Source organism: Solicola agrisoli (assembly GCF_049059935.1).
GTDB lineage: Bacteria > Actinomycetota > Actinomycetes > Propionibacteriales > Nocardioidaceae > JAURVT01.
Map to the genome: position 1 here is coordinate 117,365 of NZ_JBMGQR010000003.1, position 23,803 is coordinate 141,167.

Genomic DNA, 23,803 nt, shown 5'->3' on the forward strand with positions numbered 1-23,803 from the left:
TAGAATGGCGAGGGTTCGACGGGTCGGACGCCATCGGGGCGGTCGCCACGAGCCCTCTCCCGCGCGGAGCCACCCAGGAGGACCGGTGTCGATGACGAGCAGCGAGACCCTCGTGGGCCGCCTGCTCGACGGTCGCTACCGGATCGGCGAGCGCATCGCCCGCGGCGGCATGGCCAGCGTCCACGTGGGCACCGACGAGCGGCTCGACCGCGTCGTCGCGATCAAGATCATGCACCGCGACCTCGGTGACGACGTGCAGTTCACCGCCCGCTTCGTGCAGGAGGCCCGCTCGGCCGCACGCCTGAACCACCCGAGCGTCGTCTCGGTGTTCGACCAGGGCGAGGACCAGGGGCTCGTGTTCCTGGTCATGGAGTACGTGCCGGGACGCACGCTGCGCGACGTCATGCGCGCCGAGACCCCCATGGCTCCCCGCCGCGCGCTCACCCTGCTCGAGCAGCTGCTGGTGGCACTGGCCGTCGCGCACGAGGCCCGCATCGTGCACCGCGACGTCAAGCCCGAGAACGTCCTCATCGCCCCCGACGGCCGCGTCAAGGTGGCCGACTTCGGGCTGGCGCGGGCCGTGTCGGCGTCCACGACGTCGGCCACCACCGGCGTGCTCATCGGCACCATCTCGTACCTGGCGCCCGAGCTCGTCACCAACGAGGGCGCCGACGCGCGCACCGACGTCTACGCGTGCGGCGCCGTCCTCTACGAGATGCTCACCGGGCAGAAGCCGCACCGCGGCGAGAGCGCGATCCAGGTCGCGTACAAGCACGTGCACGAGGACGTGCCGCCCCCGTCCGCCGTCGTCCCGGGCATCCCGCCCTACCTCGACGCGCTCGTCGCGCGGGCCACCGCTCGCGACCGGCACCAGCGCTCGGCCGACGCGCACGTGCTGCTGCAGCAGGTGCGCCAGACGCGCAGCGCGCTCGACCAGGGCCTGGCCGACGACGTCGAGCTCACCCAGGACCTCACCCCGCACCGACTGCTCGGCCCCCTCGCCAGCACCACGTTGCCCGAGAGCATCGAGACGCTCCGTCCGGCCGCCGACGCCACCGGCGACGAGACCGTGCTGGTGCACCCGGGCCGCGACGACCTCGACGACCGCTTCGACACCGTCCCCCGCGACACCGCCCCGCACCAGACGCTCCCGGCGGCCGCGTCGCCCACCGAGGTCACCTCGCCGGTGCAGCGCACGCCCGTCCCCCCACCGCCGGGCGACCGGGCGGTGCTGCCGTCGCCGTCGTCGCCCTACCGGCCCGAGCGACGCCGCCGCGGCGCGATCCTGCTGGTCCTCGTCATCGTCCTCGCCGTGCTCGCCGCGATCGGCGGCTGGTACTGGGGCGTCGGACGCTACGAGCAGACCCCCGACCTCACCGGCATGGCCGTCGCCCAGGCCACCAACGACGCGAGCGGCGCGGGCTACGCCCTCGACGTCGACCGGCAGGCGTTCTCCGAGACGGTGCCCGCCGGCGCCGTCATCTCCACCGATCCCTCCCCCGGCGGCAAGATCCTCCCCGACGACACCATCTCGGCGGTGGTCTCCAAGGGCAAAGAGCGCTACGCCGTGCCCGACCTCTCGGGCCGCAGCCAGCAGGACGCCGAGCGGGTGCTCGCCGACCTGAACCTCGAGGTCGGCGACCGCGAGCCGCGCTACTCCGAGCGCGTCCCCCGCGACGAGGTGATCCGCACGGCCCTCGACACCGGCACCCAGGTCAAGCGCGGCACCGAGATCGACCTGTACGTGAGCCGAGGTCGGCGTCCGATCGAGGTCACCGACTACGTGGGCAAGCCCGCCGCCCAGGCCGTCGCGGCGCTCGAGGACAAGGGCCTGGAGGTGCAGACCCGGCGGGCGTTCGACGCCGAGGTTCCCAAGGACTCGGTGGTCTCGCAGGACCCGAAGGACGGCACGCTCTACAAGGGCGACACCGTGCGCCTCGTCGTCTCCGACGGCGCCGAGCCCGTCGACGTGCCCCAGGTGGTGGGCCGCAGCGAGGCCGCCGCGCGCAAGGAGCTGGAGAAGAAGGGGTTCGAGGTCGAGGTCGACCGCGACACCTCCTACGTGGGCCTGGGCTTCGTCGTGCGCCAGGACCCCGGCAGCGGCGGAAAGGCCGTGCCGGGTACCACGGTCACCATCACGCTCGTCTGAGCCGTCTCTGTCCGCGGACGCGCACCTCGTCCGACTCGTCCGGTTCCTACGATCAGGACGTGAGCACCCTCCTGGACCCCGCACCCACCTGCGCTCCCCCGCCGCCGGCGAAGGACGCCCCGCCGCCGCAGTGGCGGGCGACATCGGTCTTCGGACTGCTGTCGGTCGCGCTCGTCGCGTGGGTGGGCACCCAGCACGGCGCGCAGAAGGCCGTCCTGCTCGCCCTCGGCCTCGGGCTCGGCCTCGCGCTGTTCCACTCCCGCTTCGGCTTCACCTCGTCGTGGCGCCAGCTGGTCGCCGTCGGCAACGGCTCGGGCGTGCGGGCGCACGCGCTGCTGCTCGGCACCGCGGCGACGCTCGCGATGCTGCTCCTCGGCACCGGCACCGGCCTGTTCGGGACGACGCCCGCACCCGCGGTCACCCCCATCGGCGTGCCGCTGGTGCTCGGGTCGTTCCTGTTCGGCATCGGGATGCAGCTCGGCGGTGCGTGCGCGTCCGGCACGCTGTTCGCGATCGGCTCTGGCCAGTCGAGCATCCTGGTGACGCTGCTGGGGTTCATCACCGGCTCGGTGCTCTACACCTGGCAGTTCGACCTCGTCGCGGACCTCCCGTCACTGCCCGGCGTCCAGCTCGCCGACCACGTCGGCTGGTTCGGCGCGTGGCTGGTGACGCTCGCGGCCCTGGCGCTGATCGTCGTCGGCAGCCTGGCCTGGCAGCGACGACGCAACCCGCCGCCCACCGAGCCCCCGCCGACCGCGCACGGGTGGCTCCGCGTCCTGCGCGGGTCGTGGCCGATGCTCGTCGGCGCGGTGGTCATCGGCGTCCTCGCCGCGTCCGTCCTGCTGGTGTCAGGCGGCATCTGGGGCATCACGAGCGCGTTCGCCCTGTGGGGCGCCAAGCTGCTCCAGCTGGTCGGGATGCACCCCGAGACCTGGACGTTCTGGCAGCAGCCCGACCAGGCCGCCCAGCTCGCCGGCCCCGTCCTGGCCGACAAGAACTCGCTGACCAACATCGGGATCGTGCTCGGCGCGGGTCTCGCGGCCACGGTCGCCGGCACCTACACGCTGCGCCACCGCTTCCAGGCGCGGACGGTCGCCGCCGCGTTCCTCGGCGGGATCCTGCTGGGCGTCGGCGCGCGCCTGGCGTCCGGCTGCAACATCGGCGCCTACCTCGGCGGCATCTCCACCGGGAGCCTGTCGGGCTGGATCTGGGGCGCCGTCGCCCTCGCCGGCACCTACGTCGGCCTGCGCCTGCGTCCCCTGTTCGGCCTGGGCGTGCCCCGGTCCACCGACTCGATCTGCTGAGCCGGCCTCAGAGCGCGACGGCCTCGAAGCGGTCGGGCGGGGAGGCGATCAGGTCCTGCCCGCGCACGAGCTCGATCTCCCGGGCGCCCGTGCGGGCGGTGAGCTCGAGGATGCCGAAGATGCTGGACGCGGTGCGCGACAGCGCGAGCGGCAGGTCGCCGTCGCGCAGCAGGTGGGCCAGGAAGATCGCCGCGGTGGTGTCGCCCGTGCCGGCGGTGACGGCCAGCTCGAGGCGCGGCGTCGTCACGACCCACGCCCCGCCCTCGCTCACCGCGACCATCGAGAGCTCGTCGCCGGGGTGGTCGGGCAGGTCGACCGACGTGACGAGCACCGTCCGCGGGCCCCACGAGCGCAGCACCTCGACGGCGGCGAGCAGGTCGTCCATGGTCCGGACGCTGCGGCCCGTCAGGTGCTCGAGCTCGAACTGGTTGGGCGTCGTCACGTCGGCGGCGGGCACGACGAGGTCGCGCATCAGCTCGGGGATGCCCTCGCGGACGTAGACGCCGCGGCCGTAGTCGCCCATCACCGGGTCGGCGCAGTAGATCGCGCGCGGGTTGGCGGCCTTGACCTGCGCGACCGCATCGAGGACGACGGCGCCGATCTCCTGGGCGCCCTGGTAGCCCGAGAGCACGGCGTCGACGTCGCCCAGCACGCCGCGCTCGGCGACGCCCTGCACCACCGAGGCGACGTCGGCGGCGGGGAGCACCGGGCCGCGCCAGGCCTGGTAGCCGGTGTGGTTGGAGAAGTTGACGGTGTGCACCGGCCAGACCTCGAAGCCCAGGCGCTGCAGCGGGAACACCGCGGCGCTGTTGCCGACGTGGCCGTACGCGACGGCCGACTGGACCGAGAGCACCTGGGGGGCGCGGGCGGTGAGGTCGGGGGCGGTCATCAGGCGAGCTCCTCGGCGACGATGCGGGCGGCGTCCCGCGCGTCCTGCTCGCTCACGTCGAGGTGGGTGACGAGCCTCAGTGTCGAGGGCCCGGTGGCACCGGCGCGGACGCCGCGGGAGGCCAAGCGTCCCACGACGGCGGCCGCGTCGGGCACCGGGGCGACGACGATGTTGGTCTCCACGGTCGCGGGGTCGACACCGCAGGCCTCGGCCAGCAGGCGGGCGTGCGCGTGGTCGTCGACGAGGCGCTCACGGTGGTGCCGCAGCGCCCACAGGCCGCCGGCGGCGAGCATCCCGGCCTGGCGCCACCCGGCGCCGAGCCGCTTGCGCCAGACGCGGGCGGCGTCGACGGTCTCGCGGCTGCCGGCGACCAGCGAGCCGACGGGCGCACCCAGCCCCTTGGACAGGCACACCGCGACGACGTCCGCGCCGCCCGTCAGCACCTGCGGGTGGGCACCGGTGGCGGCCGCGGCGTTCCAGAGCCGGGCGCCGTCGACGTGCATCGCGAGGCCCTCGGCGTCGCACAGGGCGCGGACCGACGCCATCTGCTCGGGTGTCTGCACGGTGCCGCCGGCGAAGTTGTGGGTGTTCTCCACCGAGACCGCCGCGGTGCGCACGAAGTACGGGCCCACGTCGGGCGCCACCATCGGCGCGACGAGGTCGACGTCCGCGAGGCCGCGCGGGTGGCTCCAGGTGCGGGTGGTGACGCCGGCCAGCGCGGCGTGCGCCCCCAGCTCGGCGCGCACGACGTGCGCCTGCGCCTCGCAGAGCAGCTCGGTGCCGACGGGCACGACCGCCCGCACCGCGAGCGCGTTGGCCAGGGAGCCGGTGACGCAGTACAGCGCGGCCTCCTGGCCGAGCAGCCCCGCGACCTCCTCCTCGAGCTCGGCGACGGTCGGGTCCTCCCCGTACACGTCGTCCCCGACGTCCGCCCGCGACATCGCGAGCCGCATCTCGTCCGTGGGCCGCGTGACGGTGTCGCTGCGCAGGTCGATCACCCCCGCACCCTAGGCCGCCCCACCCGTCCCAGGATTCCCAGGTCAACCTGGTGTTCCGACGACACCCCGGAGAACTTCCCGGGGTCTCGTCGGTTTCCCAGGTGAACCTGGGAATCCGACACCGGGTCGGGTCAGCGCTCGGCGAGCATCTCCGCGACGAGGAACGCCAGCTCGAGGGACTGGGCGCGGTTGAGGCGGGGGTCGCAGAGGGTGTCGTAGCGGTCGGCGAGGTCGGCGGCCGACAGCTTCGAGCCGCCGCCGACGCACTCGGTGACGTCGTCGCCGGTCAGCTCGACGTGCAGGCCGCCGGGCCAGGTGCCGAGCGAGCGGTGCACCTCGAAGAAGCCGCGCACCTCGTCGACGACGTCGTCGAAGTCGCGCGTCTTGTAGCCGTTCTCGGTCTCGAACGTGTTGCCGTGCATCGGGTCGCAGACCCACGCGGCCTGGACGCCGGCGGCGGTGACCTTCTCGACGAGCTCGGGCAGCAGGTCGCGGATCTTGCCGGCGCCGAAGCGGGTGATGAAGGTCAGCTTGCCGGGCACCTGGTCGGGGTTGAGCTTGGTGGCCAGGGCGATGGCGTCGTCGGGGGTCGTGGTCGGGCCCAGCTTCACGCCGATCGGGTTGGCGATCTTGCTCAGCAGCTCCACGTGCGCGCCGTCGAGCTGACGGGTGCGCTCGCCGATCCACACGAAGTGCGCCGACACGTCGTACGGCTGGTCGGTGCGCGAGTCGATGCGGGTGAGGGCGTGCTCGTACTCGAGGATCAGCGCCTCGTGCGAGGAGTGGAAGTCGACGGTGTGCAGCTCGTCGGGGTTGGCGCCGATCGCGTCCATGAACGCGAGCGCGCGGTCGACGTCGGCGGCGACTCGCTCGTAGCGCTCGCCCACCGGGCTGCTGCGCACGAAGTCGGTGTTCCAGGCGTGCATCTGGCGCAGGTCGGCGTAGCCGCCGGTGGTGAAGGCACGCGCGAGGTTGAGCGTCGCGGCCGAGGCGTTGTAGACGTCGACGAGACGGTGCGGGTCGGGATGACGCGACTCGGGGTCGAAGTCGAAGCCGTTGACGGCGTCGCCGCGGTACGCGGGCAGCGTCACGCCGTCGCGGGTCTCGGTGTCCTTGGAGCGCGGCTTGGCGTACTGGCCGGCGATCCGGCCGAGCTTCACCACGGGCACGCTCGCGGCGTACGTCAGCACCACCGCCATCGACAGCAGCACGCGCAGCTTGTTGCGGACGTTGTCGGCGGTGACGCCCTCGAACGTCTCGGCGCAGTCACCGCCCTGCAGCAGGAAGGCCTCGCCACGCGCGACGGCCGCGAGCTTGTCGCGCAGCGCGTCGCACTCGCCGGCGAAGACCAGCGGGGGCATCTGCTGGAGCCGACGGACCGCGGCGTCGCGCGCGGCCAGGTCGGGGTACGTCGGCTGCTGCGCGGGGTTCATCGCGCGCAGGTCGGTCAGGGACGGGATGCTCACGCCCCAAGAGTACGAGCCCGGCCGTCCCGGCTCCCCCACGGTCTCGGGCTGCGGATGCCGGTGTGACCCATACTGCAGCGATGAGCACCGCCGCCCGCGACCGTCCCGAGCGGCTCGTCCGCCTCGACGCCGCGCTGCTGGCGGCCCTCGCGGACTCCGACGTGGACGCCGCCGAGCGTCTCAGCGGCCTGGCCGTCCCGCACTCGCTCGTCGGCGAGCGGTGGTTGTGGCAGATGCGCACCGAGCAGCTGACGCACACCCCGGACGACCTGGAGTGGATCGCGCGGCTCGTCGTCAGCGGCGAGGAGGTGGTCGGCCACGCCGGCTTCCACGGCGGCCCGAATGACGACGGCGTGGTGGAGCTCGGCTACTGGGTCTCGCCCCAGCGCCGCGGTCAGGGCCACGGCGCGGCGGCCCTGCGGCTGCTGGTCGACTGGGGGCGCGACGACCCCCGCGTCCGGACGCTGCGTGCCTGCGTCGGGCTCGGCAACGACCGGTCCACCCGGCTGGTCCTGCGGGCCGGGTTCACGCACCGCGGCGAGGTCGAGGACGAGCAGGACGGCACCGAGGCCGTCTACGAGCTCGACGTGACGTGAGCTGAGAGCGGGTCTCACCAGCCCCAGGTGCCGGGGGCTCCCTTGAAGGGGCCGGTGACACGGGAGGTGATCCAGCCGCCGTAGAAGTCGCCCTCCTGCGCCTGCACCTCCTCGCCGTCGACGGTGCAGCGGTCCATTCGGCCGGGGTAGAGCGCGACGTGGTCGACGAGGTCGGTGAACCGCGCGCTCGGCGACGGGTACGTCCAGGCCGCCCGCGGGACGGTGCGTGCGGGCGTCGCGACGTCGAAGTACGCCGCGGCGCCCTTCCACTCGCAGAAGCTGGTGCCGTCGACGGCCCGCAGCACCCCGTCGGCGAACGACGACCGCGGCAGGTAGTACGTGGGCGGGTGGCTCGTCTCGCAGATCCGGTACGACGCGGAGGTGTCGGCGACGACCTGCCCACCCAGCTCGACGACGATCCGCTCGTCGCTGAGGTCGATCGACGGCGGGCGCGGGTAGTCCCACACGTTCTCGACGGGTCGGTCGGTCATTCGCACGCTCCCTGGCTCATGTCGTCCCCTGCACGTCTGGTCCGTCTGGCGCCCGTCTGGCAAGGCGCCGCGGCGAAGGCGAACTGCTCTTGTTCGTCGAGTCCGCGAGCAACGCCGCCAGGTGGGATGCCAGGGGGACCAGGATCAGCCGAAGAGGATCTCGGCCTCCTCGTACAGCTCGGGGCGGACGGTCTTGAGCTCCTTGGTGCCCTCGGACAGCGGCACGCGGACGATCTCGGTGCCCCGCAGCGCCATCATCGTCCCGAAGTCCCCGTCCTGCACGGCCTGGGCGGCGTGCAGCCCGAAGCGGGTGGCGAGCCAGCGGTCGAACGCGGTGGGCGTGCCGCCGCGCTGCACGTGGCCGAGCACGACGGCCCGCGACTCCTTGCCGGTGCGCTTCTCGATCTCCTGGGCGAGGCGGTCGCCGATGCCGCCGAGACGCACGTGGCCGAACGCGTCCAGGGTGCCGCCCTGCGTGGTCATCTGGCCCTCGACGGGCACCGCGCCCTCGGAGACGACGATGATCGGCGCGTACTGCTTGGCGAAGCGGCTCTCGACCTGCTCGCAGACCTTGTCGAGGTCGAACGGCCGCTCGGGGATGAGGATGATGTTGGCGCCGCCTGCCAGCCCGGAGTGCAGCGCGATCCATCCCGCGTGGCGTCCCATCACCTCGACGACGAGCACGCGGTGGTGCGACTCCGCGGTGGTGTGCAGGCGGTCGATGGCCTCGGTGGCGATGTTGACCGCGGTGTCGAAGCCGAAGGTGAAGTCGGTGCCCGAGAGGTCGTTGTCGATGGTCTTGGGCACGCCGACGACGTTCACGCCGAGGTCGACCAGCTTGGTCGCGACCCCCAGGGTGTCCTCGCCGCCGATCGCCACCAGCGCGTCACAGCCGTGCGAGGCGAGGTTGTCCTTGATCCTCTCGACGCCGCCCTCGATCGCGAACGGGTTGGTGCGTGACGAGCCGAGGATGGTGCCGCCGCGCGGCAGGATGCCGCGCACCTGCTCGACGCCGAGCGCGCAGGTGTCGTCCTCCAGCGGACCGCGCCAGCCGTCGCGGAACCCCACGAACTCCATCCCGAACTCGGCCGTGCCCTTGCGGACCACCGCCCGGATCACCGCGTTCAGCCCGGGGCAGTCCCCGCCTCCGGTCAACACACCTACGCGCACGAGATCTCCTCCGGGCGACGCCCACTGTCCGACGTGACGCCGGTCACTCTATGCGGCCACCCGGCCGGTCGCGCGGCCGACGGGCAGGATGGCCGACATGACCTTCTCGATCGTCGGGCGCGAGCCGGACGGCACCGCTGTCGGCGTCGCGGTCGCGTCCAAGTTCCTCGCCGTCGGCGCAGCCGTGCCCGCAGCCCGTCGCGGCGTCGGCGCGGTGGCCACCCAGTCGTTCGCCAACACGCTGTTCAAGCGTGACGGGCTCGCGCACCTCGCGTCGGGGCTGGACGCCGACGCCACCCTCGCGGCGCTGCTCGAGGCCGACGAGGGGCGCGAGGAGCGTCAGGTGGGCGTCGTCGACCACGCCGGGCGCGCCGCGACGTTCAGCGGGTCCGGCTGCCTGGACTGGGCCGGCGGGGTGACCGGACCCGGTTACGCGATCCAGGGCAACATCCTGGTCGGCCCGCAGGTCGTCGACGCGATGCAGGCCGCGTGGCTGGGCGGCGAGGGCATGCCTCTCGCCGACCGCCTGCTGCTGGCGCTCACCGCGGGCGACGCGGCCGGCGGCGACAGCCGCGGCCGTCAGTCCGCGGCGCTGCTGGTCGCGTCCGGCGAGGGCAGCTACACCCCGGGCGACGACGTCCGCTTCGACCTGCGCGTCGACGACCACGTCGACCCCGTCACCGAGCTGTCGCGCCTGCTCGACCTGCACCACCTGTACTTCGACGCCCCGCACCCCGACGACCTGCTGCCGCTCACCGGCGACCTCGCCGACGAGGTGGCCGGCCTGCTCGCCGCGGTCGGGCGTCCCGACCTCGCGACGTGGGCCGGCGTCGAGAACTTCGAGCTGCGCCTCGTCGACGGGCAGATCGACCGGGTCGTCCTCAGCCACCTCCGCGCCCAGGCCGACCAGAACGGTCGTTGACTTCCGGCTCAGTCACCTGTGGTCGGCCCGCAGAGGGAGCTGAGCCGGAGCTCGACGCGAGGGGTGCGGGTCAGACGAGGTGCTCGAGGACGCGGGCGACGGCGTCGTCGTCGTGGTGGCCGATGCGGTGGGTGGCGGCGGCGAGGACGTCGGGATGCGCGTTGGCCACGGCGAAGGACGTGCCGGCCCACCGCAGCATCGACAGGTCGTTGGGCATGTCGCCGAACGCCCAGACCTGGTCGGCGGTGACGCCGTGCGCCTCGCACCAGCGGGCGAGCACCGCGGCCTTGGTGACGCCGGGCGCGGTGACCTCGCCCAGGCCGACGGCGCCGGAGTAGGCCACCTCGGCGCGGTCGCCTACCACTGAGGCGAGCAGGTCGTGGAACTCCTCGGGCGGCACGTCGTCGGTGCGGGCGAGCAGCTTGCCGACCCGGCCGTGGCGCAGCAGCGTCTCGACCGGTCCGATCGGCGAGCCCTCGGGCAGACGACGCTGGGCGCCGAACGCCTCCTCGGCTCCCCCGGACGTCGCCTGCTCGACGGCGAACGTCACGCCGGGCACGGCGTCGCGCAGGTCGCGGGCCAGCTCGAGGACGAGCGCGTCGTCGAGGGTGTGCTCCTCCAGGACGGTGCCGGTGGCGACCTCGTAGACGTAGGCGCCGTTGGCGCACAGCACCAGGCCGTGGCCGCCCACGGTGCTCGCGACGTTGTCGAGGAACCGCGGCGGGCGCGCCGTCACGAACACGACGGTGACGTCGCCGCCGTCGAGCGCGGCCAGGACGGCCCGGGTGCGGTCGGACACCGTGGCGTCGGCGCGCAGCAGGGTGCCGTCGAGGTCGCTGGCGACGACGCGCGGCCGCGGCGCCGACGACAGGTCGGGCTCAGGCATCGGTGGCGGCGAGCTGGCCGCAGGCGCCGTCGATCTCGGACCCGCGGGTGTCGCGGACGGTGGTGGGCACGCCCTTGGCCTCGAGGCGGCGGACGAACTCCTCCTCGTCCTCGCGGCGCGACGCCGTCCACTTCGAGCCCGGGGTGGGGTTGAGCGGGATGAGGTTGACGTGCACCCACCCCCAGTCGCCGTAGGCGCGGAGCAGGTCGCCGAGCAGGTCGGCGCGCCAGGCCTGGTCGTTGATGTCGCGGATCATCGCGTACTCGATCGACACGCGACGCTTGGTGCGGCGGGCGTACTCCCACGCGGCGGCCACGGCCTCGTGCACCTTGAAGCGGGTGTTGATCGGGACGAGCTGGTCGCGCAGCTCGTCGTCGGGCGCGTGCAGCGACAGGGCGAGCGTGACCGGGATGCCCTCCTCGGTCAGCTGCTCGATCCGGTTCACCAGGCCGACGGTCGACAGCGTGATGCCGCGCGCCGACATGCCGAGGCCGTCGGGTCCGGGGGCCACCATGCGTCGGATGGCGCCGATGACGGCCTTGTAGTTGGCCATCGGCTCGCCCATGCCCATGAACACGACGTTGGAGACGCGGCCCGGTCCGCCGGCGACCTCTCCGCGCGACATCGCGCGGGCGGCGGCGACGACCTGGTCGACGATCTCGCCCGTGGACATGTTGCGCTGCAGGCCGCCCTGGCCGGTGGCGCAGAACGGGCACGCCATGCCGCAGCCGGCCTGGCTGGAGATGCAGACCGTGGCGCGTCCGGGGTAGCGCATCAGCACCGACTCGACGAGCGCGCCGTCGAACAGCCGCCACAGCGTCTTGACGGTGGTGCCCTTGTCGGCCTCCATCGTGCGGACGGGGTCGAGCAACCGGGGCAGGAACGCCTCGACGAGCCGGTCGCGCGAGGCGCCCGGCAGGTCGGTCATCTCGGCGGGGTCGTCCACCAGCCGCGTGTAGTAGTGGCGCGCGAGCTGCTTGGCCCGGAACGCCGGCTCCCCCAGGTCGGCCGCGACGGCCGTGCGCTCCTCGGCCGACAGGTCGGCGAGGTGGCGGGGCGGCTTCTTGCGCCCGCGCGGCTGCTCGAACACCAGGGGCAGGACGGGGCCCTGCTCCGGCGAGACGTCGGGGAGGGTGCTGCGGGGATCGGACATGATGCACCCAGTGTCTCAGGTGCGGGCGAGCGACCCGTCCTCGACGTGACGGCGGCGGGTGTCGTTGATGACGTCGGCCACCAGCTGCAGCTTGGCCACGACGGGCGGCGCGAGCACGAACGGGTACAGCGGCTCCTTGCCCATCGACCGGTTGATCTGGTTGAGCGCGATGGACAGCGGGATCCAGATGCCCACCACGACGTCGGAGAACCGCATGGCCTCGATGGCGGCGGGCACCGTCAGGCCGAACTCGGCGGCGGTCTGCAGGGAGTCGCGGATGTGGAGCACGTGGGCGAACGTCTCGGCGAAGTCCTCCCAGGGGTGCATGGTGGCGTACTTGCTGATGTACGACTTCTGCCAGTCGTCGGGCGCGCCGTGCTGGTAGTGGCGGTCGAGGGCGGCCTGGTAGTCGGCGCGCTCGTCGCCGAACAGCTCTCGGCACCGGTCCTCGAACGACGACCCCTGCACGAGCACCTGCTCGTAGTAGTGGCCGATCTCGTGGCGGAAGTGGCCGAGCATCGTCCGGTACGGCTCGTCGAGGTCGAGCCGCAGCTGCTCGCGGTGCACGATGTCGCTCTCGGCGAGGTCGAGCGTGATGACGCCGTCGGCGTGCCCGGTGACGACGTTCTCCTTGACGCTGGACAGCAGGTCGAACGCGAGCCCCCTGTCACCGACGCGCGGGACGATGGGCAGCCCCAGCTCGTCGAGCTCGAACACGAGCCGTCGCTTGGACTTCTCGGCCGTCCAGTACTGGTCGAGGCCCTCGACGTCGGCGTCGGAGGGACGGGTGCGCGTCAGACGGCAGGCGAAGCAGAACTTCTCCCCGTCCTCGGGGATCCAGTTGCACCCGCTCACCCGCAGGTTGTGGCACGGGGCGGACTCGCCGCGGGCCCGCATCTGGCGCGCGTCGCGCACGTAGCCGACCCTGCTGTCGCAGTGCACGCACACCGAGTTCTCGAAGTAGAGCGTGTGGCCGCAGACGTCGCAGGCGAAAGATTTCACGCGTGTAACCCTAGGTGGGCCGACGGACCGGTGCCGGACGGCCGGGGGGCCTCGTCGTCCAGCGGAGCGACGTCCACGCCGACGTCGAGGCGCGAACCCCCGCCGTCGCTGAAGATCACGCCCTTGACCGGCGGGACGTCGCCGTAGTCGCGTCCCCAGCCGACCGTGACGTACCTCTCGTCGGCCCACGCGTCGTTGGTCGGGTCGATCGCGGCCCAGCCGGTGCCCGGCACCCAGCAGGCTGCCCAGGCGTGGCTGGCGTCGGCGCCGACGACGCGCTTGCGTCCCGGCGGCGGGGTGGTGGCGAGGTAGCCGCTGACGTAGCGGGCGGCGAGCCCGAGGCCCCTGAGGCCGGCGACGGTCAGGTGGGCGAAGTCCTGGCAGACGCCCGCGCGACGCGCGAGCACGTCGGGCACGCGGCTCGTGACGGTGGTGGCGGTGGTGTCGTACGCGAAGTCGTCGTGCACTCGGGAGCACAGCTCGGTGAGCGCCTCGCCGACCGGGCGTCCGGGGGTGAACGACACGCGGGCGTAGGCCGTCGCCTCGTCGACGAGCTCGACGCGGGGCGAGCCCAGCACGAGGTCGCGGGCCCGCCACGCGTCGTCGACGTCCGGACGGTCGGCCGGTCGGCACCGCTCCCACGGCTGCGCGAGCGCGGCGGCGTCGTGCTGCTGCGCCCGGACGTCGACGACGCTCGTGGCCGCCACCTCCAGACGGGTGTGCGGCTCGGTCAGGTGGAAGAACGCGCGGGTGTTGCCGTAGTAGTCGGGCGCCGACGACGCGTCCTGCGGCTCGGGGTCGACGACGAACGCGTGCTCGTGGCAGGTCTGCCAGTCCAGGTCGCGCGGACGGACGTGCGCCAGGCCGTAGCTGTCGGTGACCGGCGAGTCGTACTCGTACGTGGTGCGGTGGTGCACCCGGTAGGTGCGACGGCCCGGTGGCGGCGGGCCGCTCACGCGCGGTCCCGTCCGTCGGTGGCGCGCATCTCGCCGTACGAGCGCGGGACCTGCTGGGTCGAGAAGTGGTGCGCGGCGACGGCGTCGGCGAGGTCGTCCAGACGGCTGCCGAGCACGCCGAGGAACTGGTCGAGGTCGGCGCGCCCGTGCGCACCCCGCCGGGCCAGCCGGACGAGGTCGGCGCGCTCGAGCTCGTCGACGACGCCGTCGAGCACCCGTGCCGGACGCGAGCCGCCCGTCGCCCCGGGGACCGCCGACAGCGACGCCCCGACGCGTGCGAGCGAGAACGCGACGGAGCGGGGGTTCTCGCGGTCGAGCACGAGCAGGTCGAGCACGGCCGCCACCGAGGCCGTCCCCCGGTAGCGCCGGCGGTAGGTGAGGATGCTCTCGGTCGCGGCGAGGACCGCCCCCACGACGGTGCGCTCGGCACCGGCACCGGGCTCGACCAGGGTCGCCCTCAGCAGCGCGACGAGCTGCCGCGCCCGCTCGACTCCGCGACCGACGTCGAGCAGGTGCCAGCCGGCGTCGCGCACCATGTTCTCGCCGGTGACGCCCGCGAGCGCGAGCAGCCCGGCGAGGCACTGCGACGCCTCGCGCGCGAGCACCCCGACCGATCCGCGACGGTCGGCGCGGGCCGTCGCGAGCGCGCGGTCGACGCCGCCGAGCACGAGCCACACGTCGGACGAGAGCTGGTCGCGGACGCCCTGGGCGGCGTGCTGGAGGCCCGACACGGCGTGCGCGACGGTGCCGGGCAGCGCCGCGTCCACGAGCAGCGCCCGCACCTCGCGTCGCACGTCGGCGTCGCGCTCGAGCAGGCCCGGGTAGGTGGTGCTCACGTGCGTCAGGGCTGCGAGCAGCGTGCGCAGCGCCGCGGACGAGGCGCGGTCACCGTCGCGGGCGCGGACGTCCTCGGCCACCGCGTGAGTGGCGAGCAGCAGGCGGAGCAGGTCCTCGGCGCGCTCGGCGTAGCGGCCCGCCCAGAACATGTCCTCGAGCAGGCGCGGCACCATCGCCGCGGGTGCGGCCACCGGGTACGCGGTGCCCTCGTCGCCGCCCGCGGGCTCGGTCGCCTGGCCGTGCTCGCCAAGCACCCAGACGTCCTTGCTGGCCGAGCCGTGCGGGTCGTCGGGCTCCCCCACCCGTCCCAGGGCGCCGAGCATCGGTGCGTACCCCCGGCCCTGCGCGACGACGAACGTGCGCAGCGAGAAGGCGCCGGGCACCAGCGCGTCGCCCCGCACCCCCGGCGCCTGGGACAGGTCGGCGGCCTCCTGGCCGACGAACGCGTGCGGCTCCGCGCGCAGCCGGCGCACGAGGTCGTCGCGCGCGGCGGCGTCCAGCAGGGACGGTGCCGTGCCCGCGCCGTCGGCCCGGCTGATCGGCCGCACCCACAGGTCGTCGAGGTGGGCGAGCACGTGCGACAGACCCGACGGGTCGCCGCACCACCACGTCGGCACCGAGGGCAGGCGCAGCTCCTCACCGAGCACGTCGCTGCAGACGCTGGGCAGGAAGGGCAGCAGGCCGGGATTCTCGAGCACCCCGCTGCCGAGCCCGTTGACCACCACGACGGTGCCGCGACGCGCGGCCTCGGTCAGGCCGGGCACGCCGAGGCGCGAGTCGGCGCGCATCTCGAGCGGGTCGGACCACGCGGTGTCGACCCGGCGGACGAGCACGTCGACGCGCTCCAGGCCGCCGAGCACACGCATCCAGACCGCGCCCTCGCGGACGACGAGGTCGCCGCCCTCCACGAGCGGGAACCCCAGCGTCGAGGCCAGGAAGGCCTGGTCGAAGGAGGTCTCGGAGTCCGGGCCGGGACTCATCACGACGACGCGTGCACCGTCCGGGCCGTCCGGCGCCGCGGCGAGCAGGGCGGCGCGCATGGCCGAGAACCACGGGCCGAGGCGCTGCAGGCCGGCCTCGCGGAACAGCTCGGGCATCGCGCGGGCGACGATGCGGCGGTTCTCCAGCGCGTACCCGGCGCCCGACGGCGCCTGCGTGCGGTCGGCGAGCACCTGCCACGAGCCGTCTGGCGCGCGTCCGAGGTCGGTGGCCGCGAGCACCAGCCGACGGGCGACGGCGGGCGGCCCCACCGCGGCGCGCACGAACTCGCGGTGGCCGAGCACGAGCTCGGGCGGCAGCACGCCGCGCGACAGGAGCCGCTGCGCGCCGTAGAGGTCCTCGAGCACCGCCTCGAGCAGCTCGGCCCGCTGCACCAGCCCCACCTCGAGCGCGGCCCACTCGGACTGGCCCAGCACGACGGGCAGCGGGTCGAGCCGCCAGCGCTCGGCGGTCGGGGGCGCGTCGGTGCCGGACGGCCGGTGGTAGGTGACGCCGTCGTCCTGCACGTGGCCGTCGACGTCCGACCGCAGGCGGGCCAGGTCGGCGGCGTCGAGGGTGGCCAGACGCGGGGCCAGCCCGCGCCACGCGGGCCGCACGCTCCCGTCGGGGGCCACCAGCTCGTCGTACGCGGCGGGCGCGGCACCGCCGTCCCCCAGCGCCGGCTGCGCCGCCGACGCGAGGTAGTCGCCCACGGCGGTCATCCCCGCAGCCTAGGGCCTGCCTCCCCCATCTGGTGCAGGTCCCGCCCATGACGGATTCCCAGGTATACCTGGGAATCTTCGCCTGGCACGGAGAATTCTCCGGGTACCGGGACAGAACCCCAGGTATACCTGGGAAACCGTCACGCGGTGACGGGGACCAGGAGGGTGAGGACGAGCCAGGCGACGGGGGCGACGGCGAGCAGGGAGTCCAGGCGGTCCATGATGCCGCCGTGGCCGGGCAGCAGGTCGCCCATGTCCTTGATGCCGAGGTCGCGCTTGATCAGCGACTCGCACAGGTCGCCGAGCGTCGCGAGCACCACCGAGGCGATGCCCAGGACGACGCCGACCCACCAGTGCCCGTCGAGGAAGAGCACGACGGTGAGGACGCCGACGACGATCCCGGTGAGCATCGAGCCGCCGAAGCCCTCCCACGACTTCTTGGGGCTGATCGTGGGCGCCATCGGGTGCTTGCCGAGCGTGGCGCCGGCGGCGTACCCGCCGATGTCGGACGCGATCGTGCACAGGATGAACGTGACGACGCGCATCGCGCCGTCGTCGGCGGCAAGCATCAGGACGATGAACGAGCCCAGCACCGGCACGTAGGCCACGACGAACGTCGCGGCGGTGACGTCGCGCACGAAGCCGTCGGCGCCCTGGGTCAGGCGGAACAGCATCGTCACCAGCACGGTGAGCGCGAACGCGATCGCCACCGCGTCGGTGTCCCACACGTACGCGAACGCCAGGATCGCGATGCCGCCGGCGAGCACCGGCGGCAGCGGCAGGCGGGTGCCGTTGGTCGACAGCGCCCGTCCCAGCTCGATCATCGCGATCGTGCCGGCGACGAGCACCACGGCCACGAAGCCGACCTTGGCGAACACCAGGGACAGCACGATGACGACGCCGAGACCCACGCCCACCGCGATGGCGGCGGGGAGGTCGCGTCCGGCGCGGCTCTTCTTCTCGGGCGGGGTGGCGTCCGGGCTCAGCGGCTCGGGCTCACCTGCGGGAGTCGTGGGCACGTCAGACCTCGAGCAGCTCGGCTTCCTTGCCCTTCAGCACCTCGTCGACCTCGTCGACGTGCTTCTTGGTCATCGCGTCCAGGCGCTTCTCGGCGCCGGTGTTGTCGTCCTGGCCGATGTCGCCGTCCTTCTCGGCCTTGTCGAGCGCCTGCTTCGCGCTGCGACGGATGCTGCGGACGGCCACGCGGCCCTCCTCGGCCTTGGTGCGCGCGAGCTTGACGTACTCCTTGCGGCGGTCCTGCGTCAGCTCGGGCAGCGACACGCGCAGCACCTTGCCGTCGTCGGTGGGGTTCACGCCGAGGTCGGAGTCGCGGATGGCCTTCTCGATGGCCGGCTTGGCACCCGCGTCGTAGGGGTTGATGACGATCATCCGCGGCTCGGGCACGGTGAAGCCCGCCAGCTGGTTGATCGGCGTCGGGGTGCCGTAGTACTCGGCGGTGATCTTGGCGAACATCGCCGGGTGGGCGCGGCCGGTGCGGATCGCGGCGAACTCCTCGCGGGTGTGCTCCACCGCCTTGGTCATCTTGGTGTCGGCGTCGCGAAGGGTCTCGTCGATCACGGTGCTCTCCTGTCGTCCTGTGTGCGGTGGTCGTCGCCGTCAGCCGGCGTGGACCAGCGTGCCGATCTTCTCACCCTTGAGGGCGCGGGCGATGTTGACGGGTCCGTCCATCCCGAAGACGCGCATGGGCATCCCGTTGGCCTGGCACAGCGCGAACGAGGTCTGGTCGGCGACCTGCAGTCCCGCCGCCAGCACCTCGTTGTAGGTGATCTCGTCGATGCGCACCGCGTCGGGGTCGACGCGGGGGTCGGCGGTGTAGACGCCGTCGACGCCGTTCTTGCCCATCAGAACGACGTCGCAGCGGATCTCGAGCGCGCGCTGCGCGGCGACGGTGTCGGTGGAGAAGTACGGCATGCCGGCGCCGGCGCCGAAGATCACGACGCGGCCCTTCTCCAGGTGACGGATCGCGCGGCGCGGGATGTACGGCTCGGCGACCTGGCCCATGGTGATGGCCGACTGCACGCGCGTCTCGACGCCGTGCTTCTCGATGAAGTCCTCGAGGGCGATCGAGTTCATCACGGTGCCGAGCATGCCCATGTAGTCGGCACGACGGCGCTCCATGCCGCGCTGCGACAGCTCGGCGCCGCGGAAGAAGTTGCCGCCGCCGACGACGACCGCGACCTGCACGCCCTCGCGGGCGGCCTCGGCGATCTGGCCGGCGACGCCGTTGACGACGTCGGGGTCGACCCCGACCTCTCCCCCGCCGAAGACCTCACCGGAGAGCTTGAGGAGCACCCGTCGCGCGGTGCGCTCCGAACCGGAGGAGGCCGGCCCGTCGACGTCGTCTCGCTGGTCGTCGTCCACGGTGCCGGCCTCCGTCAGGTTCGTCGGTGCTTGGTGCGCTGTGCGGTGCTGCTGGGGTGCGTCAGGCGCCGATCTCGATGTGCGCGAAACGGGTCACGGTGACCCCGGCCTCGTCGAGCACGCCCTTGACGTTCTTCTTGTTGTCGGTCACCGACGGCTGGTCGAGGAGCACGACCTCCTTGAAGAAGCCGTTCAGACGACCCTCGATGATCTTGGGCAGCGCCTGCTCGGGCTTGCCCTCCTCGCGCGCGGTGGCCTCGGCGATCTCGCGCTCCTTGGCGACGAGGTCGGCCGGCACCTCCTCGCGGGTGAGGTAGCGCGGACGCATCGCGGCGATCTGCATCGCGGCGCCGCGGGCGGCGGCGGTGTCGTCGCCCTCGAACTGCACGAGCACGCCCACCGCGGGCGGCAGGTCGCTCGCACGGCGGTGCAGGTAGGTGGCGACCTGGCCGTCGAACGCGGCCACGCGGCCGAGCTCGAGCTTCTCGCCGATGACGGCGGCGAGGTCGGACACGGCCTCGGCGACGGTCTTGCCGGACTTCAGCGTGGTGGACGCGAAGGCCTCGGCGTCGGCGGGCTTGGCCTCGTCGGCGGCCTGCGCGAGCTCGTTGGCCAGCTCGACGAACTGGTCGTTCTTGGCCACGAAGTCGGTCTCGGAGTTGAGCTCGACGATCGCGTTGCCGGAGTGGGCGACGAGGCCGGACGAGGCCTCGCGCTCGGCGCCGCGCTTCTCGGCCTTGGCGGCACCGGAGATCCGGAGCGCCTCGACGGCCTTGTCCCAGTCGCCGTCGGCCTCGGTCAGGGCCTTCTTGGCGTCCATCATGCCCGCGCCGGTGGCGTCGCGGAGCTTCTTCACGTCTGCGGCGGTGATCGCCATGGTTCGCCTTCCTCGCATGGGTGCCGACGGTGGTCGGCGTGGGGGTGTGCGGGGCGGCCGACGGGGATCACCCGCCGGCCGCCTCGTCAGGCTCAGGCCTGGGTGGTGTCGCCCTCGGCGGCCGGGGTCTCCTCGGCGGCGGGCGCCTCGGTGTCGGCGGTCGCGGCTGAGGCGGCGCCGTCGGGCTGCGCGGCGGGCGCCTCGGCGGCGGCGTCGGCGGTCTCGACCGCCTGGCCGGCGGAGGCCTCCGTCGACGCGCCGGTGGCCTCGGACGCGGGGGCCGGGGCCGTCGCGTCGCCGCCGGTGGCCTGGGTGGCGGCCTGCTCGGCCGCACCGCTGGCGAGCTCGCGCTCCCACTCGGCGAGCGGCTCGTCGGTCGCGACCTCGGCGCCGGTCGGCGCGTCGGAGCTGCCCGAGCCGCCACGGCCGATGAGGCCCTCGCCGACGGCGTCGGCGATCACGCGGGTGAGCAGGCCCACCGAGCGGATGGCGTCGTCGTTGCCCGGGATCGGGTAGTCGACGTCGTCGGGGTCGCAGTTGGTGTCGAGGATCGCGATGACCGGGATGCCCAGCTTCTTGGCCTCGTCGACCGCCAGGTGCTCCTTCTTGGTGTCGATGATCCAGACCGCGGACGGCGTGCGCGTCATGTCGCGGATGCCGCCGAGGGTCTTGTCGAGCTTGATGTACTCCCGCTTCATCTGCAGGAGCTCCTTCTTGGTGCGGTCGGAGCCGGCGACGTCGTCGAAGTCGACCTCCTCGAGCTCCTTGAGGCGCTTGATGCGCTCGTGCACCGTCTGGAAGTTGGTGAGCATGCCGCCGAGCCAACGCTGATTGACGTAGGGCATGCCGACGCGCGTCGCCTGCTCGGCGATGGCCTCCTGGGCCTGGCGCTTGGTGCCGACGAAAAGCACCTGGCCGCCGCGGGCGACGGTGTTCTTGACGAAGTCGTACCCGCGGTCGATGTAGGCCAGCGACTGCTGCAGGTCGATGATGTAGATGCCGTTGCGCTCGGTGAAGATGAAGCGCTTCATCTTGGGGTTCCAGCGACGGGTCTGGTGCCCGAAGTGGACGCCGCTCTCCAGGAGCTGGCGCATGCTGACGACGGCCATGGCCGATCCTTCCGCGTCCGCGGGCGCGCACGCCCGTGGACCTGTGTCCAAGTTGTCGCACCGACGGGTTCGCCGGCACCCTGGCGCCCGGTCGCGACCCACCCCCGCGGTGCGGGGGACCTGGATCGCGCCCGTGTTCGCCGGCGGGGCCGGGTCACACGGAGTGCGGGCGCGCGAAGTCACCTGCCGAAACAGGTGCTGGACTCATCCTATGGCACCGGGCCACGGGGGAGGAAATCCGCTCCCCGCTGCGTGGCCTCAGGCGTTGCGGCCGAACACCTGGACGTAGTAGCGGGTGCCGTCCTTCGACTTCGCGACGCCCACGCCGATGCGGCGGTAGCCCGGGTTGAGGATGTTGGCCCGGTGTCCCTCGGACTTCATCCAGCCCTTCTTCACGACCTGGCGGCTGGTCCGGTAGCCGACGGCGACGTTCTCGCCGACCGACGACAGCTTGCACTTGCGCAGCACCTTGCCGATGTCCTGGTGCTTGAGCACCTCGCGGCGGGCGATGCTCCTGGCCCAGCGGTCGGCGTAGCGCTGCACGCAGGTCCCCTTCTTCAGCTTGACGAGGTCGCGCTTGGAGCGCTCGGCGTTCGTCAGCTTGACCACGGCCTTCTCGGCCTTGCTGCGCGTCGCGGCCGACGCCGACGAGGCGGGCCCGGCGAGCAGCAGCGTGACGCTGACGAGCATCGCGAGCAGCACGGCCGGCAGGGTCCGGGGCGACGGGGTCATGGGGGCTCCTCGGGGGCGGGGCGACGACGTGACGGTCTCATCCACCTGGACGAGCCACCCGACCGTACCTCCCCACCGGTGCGAGCGACAGCGATTCATCCGGTTCGGGCCACCCGCCGTCCACAGGTCGCGGCGACGGAGCCGGTCGTCCACAGGTGCGCCGGTGGGCCGTGGCGCCCCGCCCGGCCCCGGGGTTGGCTCGGGCGATGGCCCCCTCTCGTCGCGCGCTCCTCCCCGTCCTCGTCGTGCTCCTGGCCCTCGTCCCCGCCCGCGCGGTCGCCGGTGACGGGTGGCGGTGGCCACTGGCGCCGACGCCCGAGGTGGTCCGCGGCTTCGAGGCGCCCGCCGACCGGTACGGGCCGGGTCACCGGGGAGCCGACCTGCTCGGGACGCCCGGCGCGACCGTCCGCGCGGTGGCCGACGGCGTCGTCCGCCACGTCGGCGTGGTGGCGGGGGTCGCGGTGGTGAGCGTCGACCACGGCGGCGAGATCTCCACCTACCAGCCGGTGGCGGGCGAGGTCGAGGTCGGCAACCGGGTGGCCGCCGGCGACGCCCTCGGCCGGCTGCTGCTCGTGGGCAGCCACTGCGTGCCGCGCGCCTGCCTGCACCTCGGCCGGCGTATCGGCCGTGAGTACGCCGACCCGCTCGCGCTGCTTCGGCGTCCGGCGGCGGTGCGCCTGTTCACGCCGACCGGTGCGCTGCCCGTCCCGCCGCTCGACCTCGGCCCCACCGGGTCGGGCGAGCTCGGCCGGCCCGCGGAGGGACCGGTCACCTCACCGTTCGGGATGCGCACGCACCCCGTCACCGGCGTGCACAAGCTGCACGACGGGCTGGACATCGGCGCCCCGTGCGGCGCACCGGTGCGGGCGGCAGCGGACGGCGTCGTCGTCGGACGCACCACCCACCCCGCCTACGGCAACCGGCTGGTCGTCTCGCACGGCGACGCCCTCACCACCTCCTACAACCACCTGTCGCGCTTCGCCGTCGCCGACGGCACCCGCGTGCGTCGCGGCCAGCTCGTCGGCTCGGTCGGCACCACCGGCCTGTCGACCGGCTGCCACCTGCACTTCATGGTCACCGTCGACGGCACGGCGCGCGACCCCGCGCGCTGGCTCTGATCGCGTGGCAGGTCCCGAGGGTCTGGGCGTGCGCCTGGCCAGGCGCGGCGACCGATGGCGAGCTGGGTTCGCTCGGCCAGGTCACCGCAACGCAGCCAGGCGCGTGCTCAGGCCCTCGGGTGGGCTTGGGCGAAGGCCGATCGGAGACGCTCCGAGGAGACGTGGGTGTAGATCTGAGTGGTGGCCAGGGACGCGTGGCCGAGGAGCTCCTGGACGCTGCGGAGGTCGGCGCCACCCTCGAGCAGGTGGGTGGCGGCGCTGTGACGCAGGCCGTGCGGGCCGACGTCGGGGGTGCCCTCGACGGCACCCACCCGCTGGTGCACCAGGGTGCGGACGGCACGAGGATCGATGCGTCCGCCGCGGGCCCCGAGCACGAGGGCCGCGCCGCTGCTGCCGGGCACCGCGAGGGCGGGGCGCCCGTTGGCCAGCCACGCGTCGAGCGCCCGGGCGGCGGGCTGGCCGAACGGGACGGTCCGCTCCTTGCGCCCCTTGCCGAGCACGCGGACGACGTTGCGGCCGCGGTCGACGTCGTCGACGTCGAGCGACACCAGCTCGCCGACGCGTATGCCGGTGGCGTAGAGCAGCTCGAGGACCGCGACGTCACGCAGTCCGAGCGGACCGTCGTCGTCGACGGCCGCGGCGGCCGCCTCGACCACCGCGCGCGCCTCGTCGGCGCGCAGGGCGACGGGCAGGTCGCGCTGCCGGCGGGGTGTGGCGAGCAGCGCGCCGGCGTCGTGCCCGGCCCGGCCCGTCCGGGCGAGCCACCCGGTGAAGACGCGCGCGCTCGTGGCCCGCCTCGCGAGCGTGGTGCGGGCGCGCCCGCGGGTCTGCAGGTTGGCCAGCCAGCTGCGCAGCGCCCTCAGGTCCAGAGCCGACGGCTCGTCGATCCCGAGGCGCCCGGCGTGCTCGGCCAGGGCCGTCAGGTCGGTGACGTAGGCGCGCACCGAGTGCGGGCTGAGGTCGCGCTCGGCGACCAGGTGGCGCTCGTACTCGCCGATGACGCGCGCCCACGACTCCCCCACGTCGGGACGACCGGGCGCCTGCTCGTCCTCGGCCATGGCGTCAC

General features: G+C 73.5%; 22 protein-coding genes. 5 read left to right on the forward strand and 17 right to left on the reverse strand.

Annotated elements, in window-relative coordinates:
• The first annotated feature begins 91 nt into the window (after window positions 1-91).
• Both pknB and ACI6PP_RS02425 read left to right on the forward strand, forming a co-directional pair.
• Window positions 92-2,149, forward strand: coding sequence for a Stk1 family PASTA domain-containing Ser/Thr kinase (gene pknB / locus ACI6PP_RS02420; protein ID WP_421108763.1), 2,058 nt, complete (start codon window positions 92-94; stop codon window positions 2,147-2,149).
• A 59-nt stretch (window positions 2,150-2,208) separates the two neighbouring features.
• On the forward strand, window positions 2,209-3,453 hold the full coding sequence (locus tag ACI6PP_RS02425) for a YeeE/YedE family protein (protein WP_421108765.1): 1,245 nt from the start codon (window positions 2,209-2,211) through the stop codon (window positions 3,451-3,453).
• Between the two features lie 7 nt (window positions 3,454-3,460).
• On the opposite strand, the gene pdxY is transcribed toward ACI6PP_RS02425, so the two are convergent.
• The 3 genes from pdxY to ACI6PP_RS02440 all read right to left on the reverse strand — a co-directional run bounded on the left by pdxY (window position 3,461) and on the right by ACI6PP_RS02440 (window position 6,806).
• Window positions 3,461-4,342, reverse strand: coding sequence for a pyridoxal kinase PdxY (gene pdxY / locus ACI6PP_RS02430; RefSeq protein ID WP_421108766.1), 882 nt, complete (start codon window positions 4,340-4,342; stop codon window positions 3,461-3,463).
• Entirely contained in the window at window positions 4,342-5,340 is a 999-nt protein-coding gene (locus tag ACI6PP_RS02435) for a threonine aldolase family protein (protein ID WP_421108768.1), read from the reverse strand. The genes pdxY and ACI6PP_RS02435 overlap by 1 nt, the downstream gene beginning before the upstream one ends.
• Window positions 5,341-5,471: 131 nt before the next feature.
• The gene (locus tag ACI6PP_RS02440; protein ID WP_421108769.1) at window positions 5,472-6,806 is read right to left on the reverse strand and encodes a class II 3-deoxy-7-phosphoheptulonate synthase; all 1,335 of its coding nucleotides are present in this window, start codon (window positions 6,804-6,806) and stop codon (window positions 5,472-5,474) included.
• Window positions 6,807-6,886: 80 nt separating this feature from the next.
• Between ACI6PP_RS02440 and ACI6PP_RS02445 the strand changes: the two genes are divergently transcribed.
• Window positions 6,887-7,402 carry a GNAT family N-acetyltransferase gene (locus ACI6PP_RS02445; protein WP_421108770.1) on the forward strand — a complete coding sequence of 172 codons (516 nt, stop codon included), beginning with the start codon at window positions 6,887-6,889 and terminating at the stop codon, window positions 7,400-7,402.
• A 14-nt stretch (window positions 7,403-7,416) separates the two neighbouring features.
• On the opposite strand, the gene ACI6PP_RS02450 is transcribed toward ACI6PP_RS02445, so the two are convergent.
• Window positions 7,417-7,893, reverse strand: coding sequence for a DUF427 domain-containing protein (locus tag ACI6PP_RS02450; protein ID WP_421108772.1), 477 nt, complete (start codon window positions 7,891-7,893; stop codon window positions 7,417-7,419).
• A 144-nt stretch (window positions 7,894-8,037) separates the two neighbouring features.
• Window positions 8,038-9,063: a 6-phosphofructokinase gene (locus ACI6PP_RS02455; RefSeq protein ID WP_421108774.1), complete on the reverse strand. Its 1,026-nt coding sequence runs from the start codon at window positions 9,061-9,063 to the stop codon at window positions 8,038-8,040.
• Between the two features lie 97 nt (window positions 9,064-9,160).
• Between ACI6PP_RS02455 and ACI6PP_RS02460 the strand changes: the two genes are divergently transcribed.
• Window positions 9,161-9,985, forward strand: a complete 825-nt coding sequence (locus ACI6PP_RS02460; RefSeq protein WP_421108775.1) for a DUF1028 domain-containing protein — start codon at window positions 9,161-9,163, stop codon at window positions 9,983-9,985.
• Between the two features lie 70 nt (window positions 9,986-10,055).
• Here the strand turns inward: ACI6PP_RS02460 and ACI6PP_RS02465 are convergent, their stop codons facing one another.
• From ACI6PP_RS02465 to ACI6PP_RS02515, 11 genes are all read right to left on the reverse strand, one after another.
• On the reverse strand, window positions 10,056-10,871 hold the full coding sequence (locus ACI6PP_RS02465; RefSeq protein WP_421108777.1) for an HAD family hydrolase: 816 nt from the start codon (window positions 10,869-10,871) through the stop codon (window positions 10,056-10,058).
• Complete coding sequence (gene rlmN, locus ACI6PP_RS02470; RefSeq protein ID WP_421108779.1) at window positions 10,864-12,024, reverse strand: dual-specificity RNA methyltransferase RlmN; 1,161 nt, start codon at window positions 12,022-12,024, stop codon at window positions 10,864-10,866. Before rlmN ends, ACI6PP_RS02465 begins: the two co-directional genes overlap by 8 nt.
• A 15-nt stretch (window positions 12,025-12,039) precedes the next feature.
• Window positions 12,040-13,026: a zinc-binding metallopeptidase family protein gene (locus ACI6PP_RS02475; protein ID WP_421108781.1), complete on the reverse strand. Its 987-nt coding sequence runs from the start codon at window positions 13,024-13,026 to the stop codon at window positions 12,040-12,042.
• Entirely contained in the window at window positions 13,023-13,982 is a 960-nt protein-coding gene (locus ACI6PP_RS02480) for a transglutaminase family protein (RefSeq protein ID WP_421108783.1), read from the reverse strand. Before ACI6PP_RS02480 ends, ACI6PP_RS02475 begins: the two co-directional genes overlap by 4 nt.
• Window positions 13,979-16,519 (reverse strand): circularly permuted type 2 ATP-grasp protein, encoded by a 2,541-nt coding sequence (locus ACI6PP_RS02485; protein ID WP_421108785.1) that lies wholly within the window; start codon window positions 16,517-16,519, stop codon window positions 13,979-13,981. Before ACI6PP_RS02485 ends, ACI6PP_RS02480 begins: the two co-directional genes overlap by 4 nt.
• 140 nt (window positions 16,520-16,659) lie before the next feature.
• Window positions 16,660-17,538, reverse strand: coding sequence for a phosphatidate cytidylyltransferase (locus ACI6PP_RS02490; protein ID WP_421108787.1), 879 nt, complete (start codon window positions 17,536-17,538; stop codon window positions 16,660-16,662).
• A 1-nt stretch (window position 17,539) separates the two neighbouring features.
• Window positions 17,540-18,094, reverse strand: a complete 555-nt coding sequence (gene frr, locus ACI6PP_RS02495; protein WP_421108811.1) for a ribosome recycling factor — start codon at window positions 18,092-18,094, stop codon at window positions 17,540-17,542.
• A 42-nt stretch (window positions 18,095-18,136) separates the two neighbouring features.
• On the reverse strand, window positions 18,137-18,832 hold the full coding sequence (pyrH, locus tag ACI6PP_RS02500) for a UMP kinase (protein WP_421108813.1): 696 nt from the start codon (window positions 18,830-18,832) through the stop codon (window positions 18,137-18,139).
• Between the two features lie 130 nt (window positions 18,833-18,962).
• Window positions 18,963-19,778, reverse strand: a complete 816-nt coding sequence (gene tsf / locus ACI6PP_RS02505) for a translation elongation factor Ts (RefSeq protein ID WP_421108789.1) — start codon at window positions 19,776-19,778, stop codon at window positions 18,963-18,965.
• Between the two features lie 92 nt (window positions 19,779-19,870).
• Window positions 19,871-20,887 (reverse strand): 30S ribosomal protein S2, encoded by a 1,017-nt coding sequence (gene rpsB, locus ACI6PP_RS02510; RefSeq protein ID WP_421108791.1) that lies wholly within the window; start codon window positions 20,885-20,887, stop codon window positions 19,871-19,873.
• A 258-nt stretch (window positions 20,888-21,145) separates the two neighbouring features.
• Complete coding sequence (locus ACI6PP_RS02515) at window positions 21,146-21,619, reverse strand: CAP domain-containing protein (protein ID WP_421108793.1); 474 nt, start codon at window positions 21,617-21,619, stop codon at window positions 21,146-21,148.
• Between the two features lie 206 nt (window positions 21,620-21,825).
• Between ACI6PP_RS02515 and ACI6PP_RS02520 the strand changes: the two genes are divergently transcribed.
• Window positions 21,826-22,737: a peptidoglycan DD-metalloendopeptidase family protein gene (locus ACI6PP_RS02520; RefSeq protein ID WP_421108795.1), complete on the forward strand. Its 912-nt coding sequence runs from the start codon at window positions 21,826-21,828 to the stop codon at window positions 22,735-22,737.
• Between the two features lie 107 nt (window positions 22,738-22,844).
• Here the strand turns inward: ACI6PP_RS02520 and ACI6PP_RS02525 are convergent, their stop codons facing one another.
• Window positions 22,845-23,795 carry a tyrosine recombinase XerC gene (locus ACI6PP_RS02525; protein WP_421108797.1) on the reverse strand — a complete coding sequence of 317 codons (951 nt, stop codon included), beginning with the start codon at window positions 23,793-23,795 and terminating at the stop codon, window positions 22,845-22,847.
• Window positions 23,796-23,803 lie beyond the last annotated feature (8 nt).

Bases quoted from the DNA above. Each gene is read 5' to 3' on its own strand.
- pknB (WP_421108763.1), top strand. From the start codon at position 92: ATGACGAGCAGCGAGACCCTCGTGGGCCGCCTGCTCGACGGTCGCTAC.
- pdxY (WP_421108766.1), bottom strand. From the start codon at position 4,342: ATGACCGCCCCCGACCTCACCGCCCGCGCCCCCCAGGTGCTCTCGGTC.
- ACI6PP_RS02445 (WP_421108770.1), top strand. From the start codon at position 6,887: ATGAGCACCGCCGCCCGCGACCGTCCCGAGCGGCTCGTCCGCCTCGAC.
- ACI6PP_RS02450 (WP_421108772.1), bottom strand. From the start codon at position 7,893: ATGACCGACCGACCCGTCGAGAACGTGTGGGACTACCCGCGCCCGCCG.
- ACI6PP_RS02460 (WP_421108775.1), top strand. From the start codon at position 9,161: ATGACCTTCTCGATCGTCGGGCGCGAGCCGGACGGCACCGCTGTCGGC.
- ACI6PP_RS02465 (WP_421108777.1), bottom strand. From the start codon at position 10,871: ATGCCTGAGCCCGACCTGTCGTCGGCGCCGCGGCCGCGCGTCGTCGCC.
- rlmN (WP_421108779.1), bottom strand. From the start codon at position 12,024: ATGTCCGATCCCCGCAGCACCCTCCCCGACGTCTCGCCGGAGCAGGGC.
- ACI6PP_RS02485 (WP_421108785.1), bottom strand. From the start codon at position 16,519: ATGACCGCCGTGGGCGACTACCTCGCGTCGGCGGCGCAGCCGGCGCTG.
- tsf (WP_421108789.1), bottom strand. From the start codon at position 19,778: ATGGCGATCACCGCCGCAGACGTGAAGAAGCTCCGCGACGCCACCGGC.
- rpsB (WP_421108791.1), bottom strand. From the start codon at position 20,887: ATGGCCGTCGTCAGCATGCGCCAGCTCCTGGAGAGCGGCGTCCACTTC.
- ACI6PP_RS02515 (WP_421108793.1), bottom strand. From the start codon at position 21,619: ATGACCCCGTCGCCCCGGACCCTGCCGGCCGTGCTGCTCGCGATGCTC.
- ACI6PP_RS02520 (WP_421108795.1), top strand. From the start codon at position 21,826: ATGGCCCCCTCTCGTCGCGCGCTCCTCCCCGTCCTCGTCGTGCTCCTG.
- ACI6PP_RS02525 (WP_421108797.1), bottom strand. From the start codon at position 23,795: ATGGCCGAGGACGAGCAGGCGCCCGGTCGTCCCGACGTGGGGGAGTCG.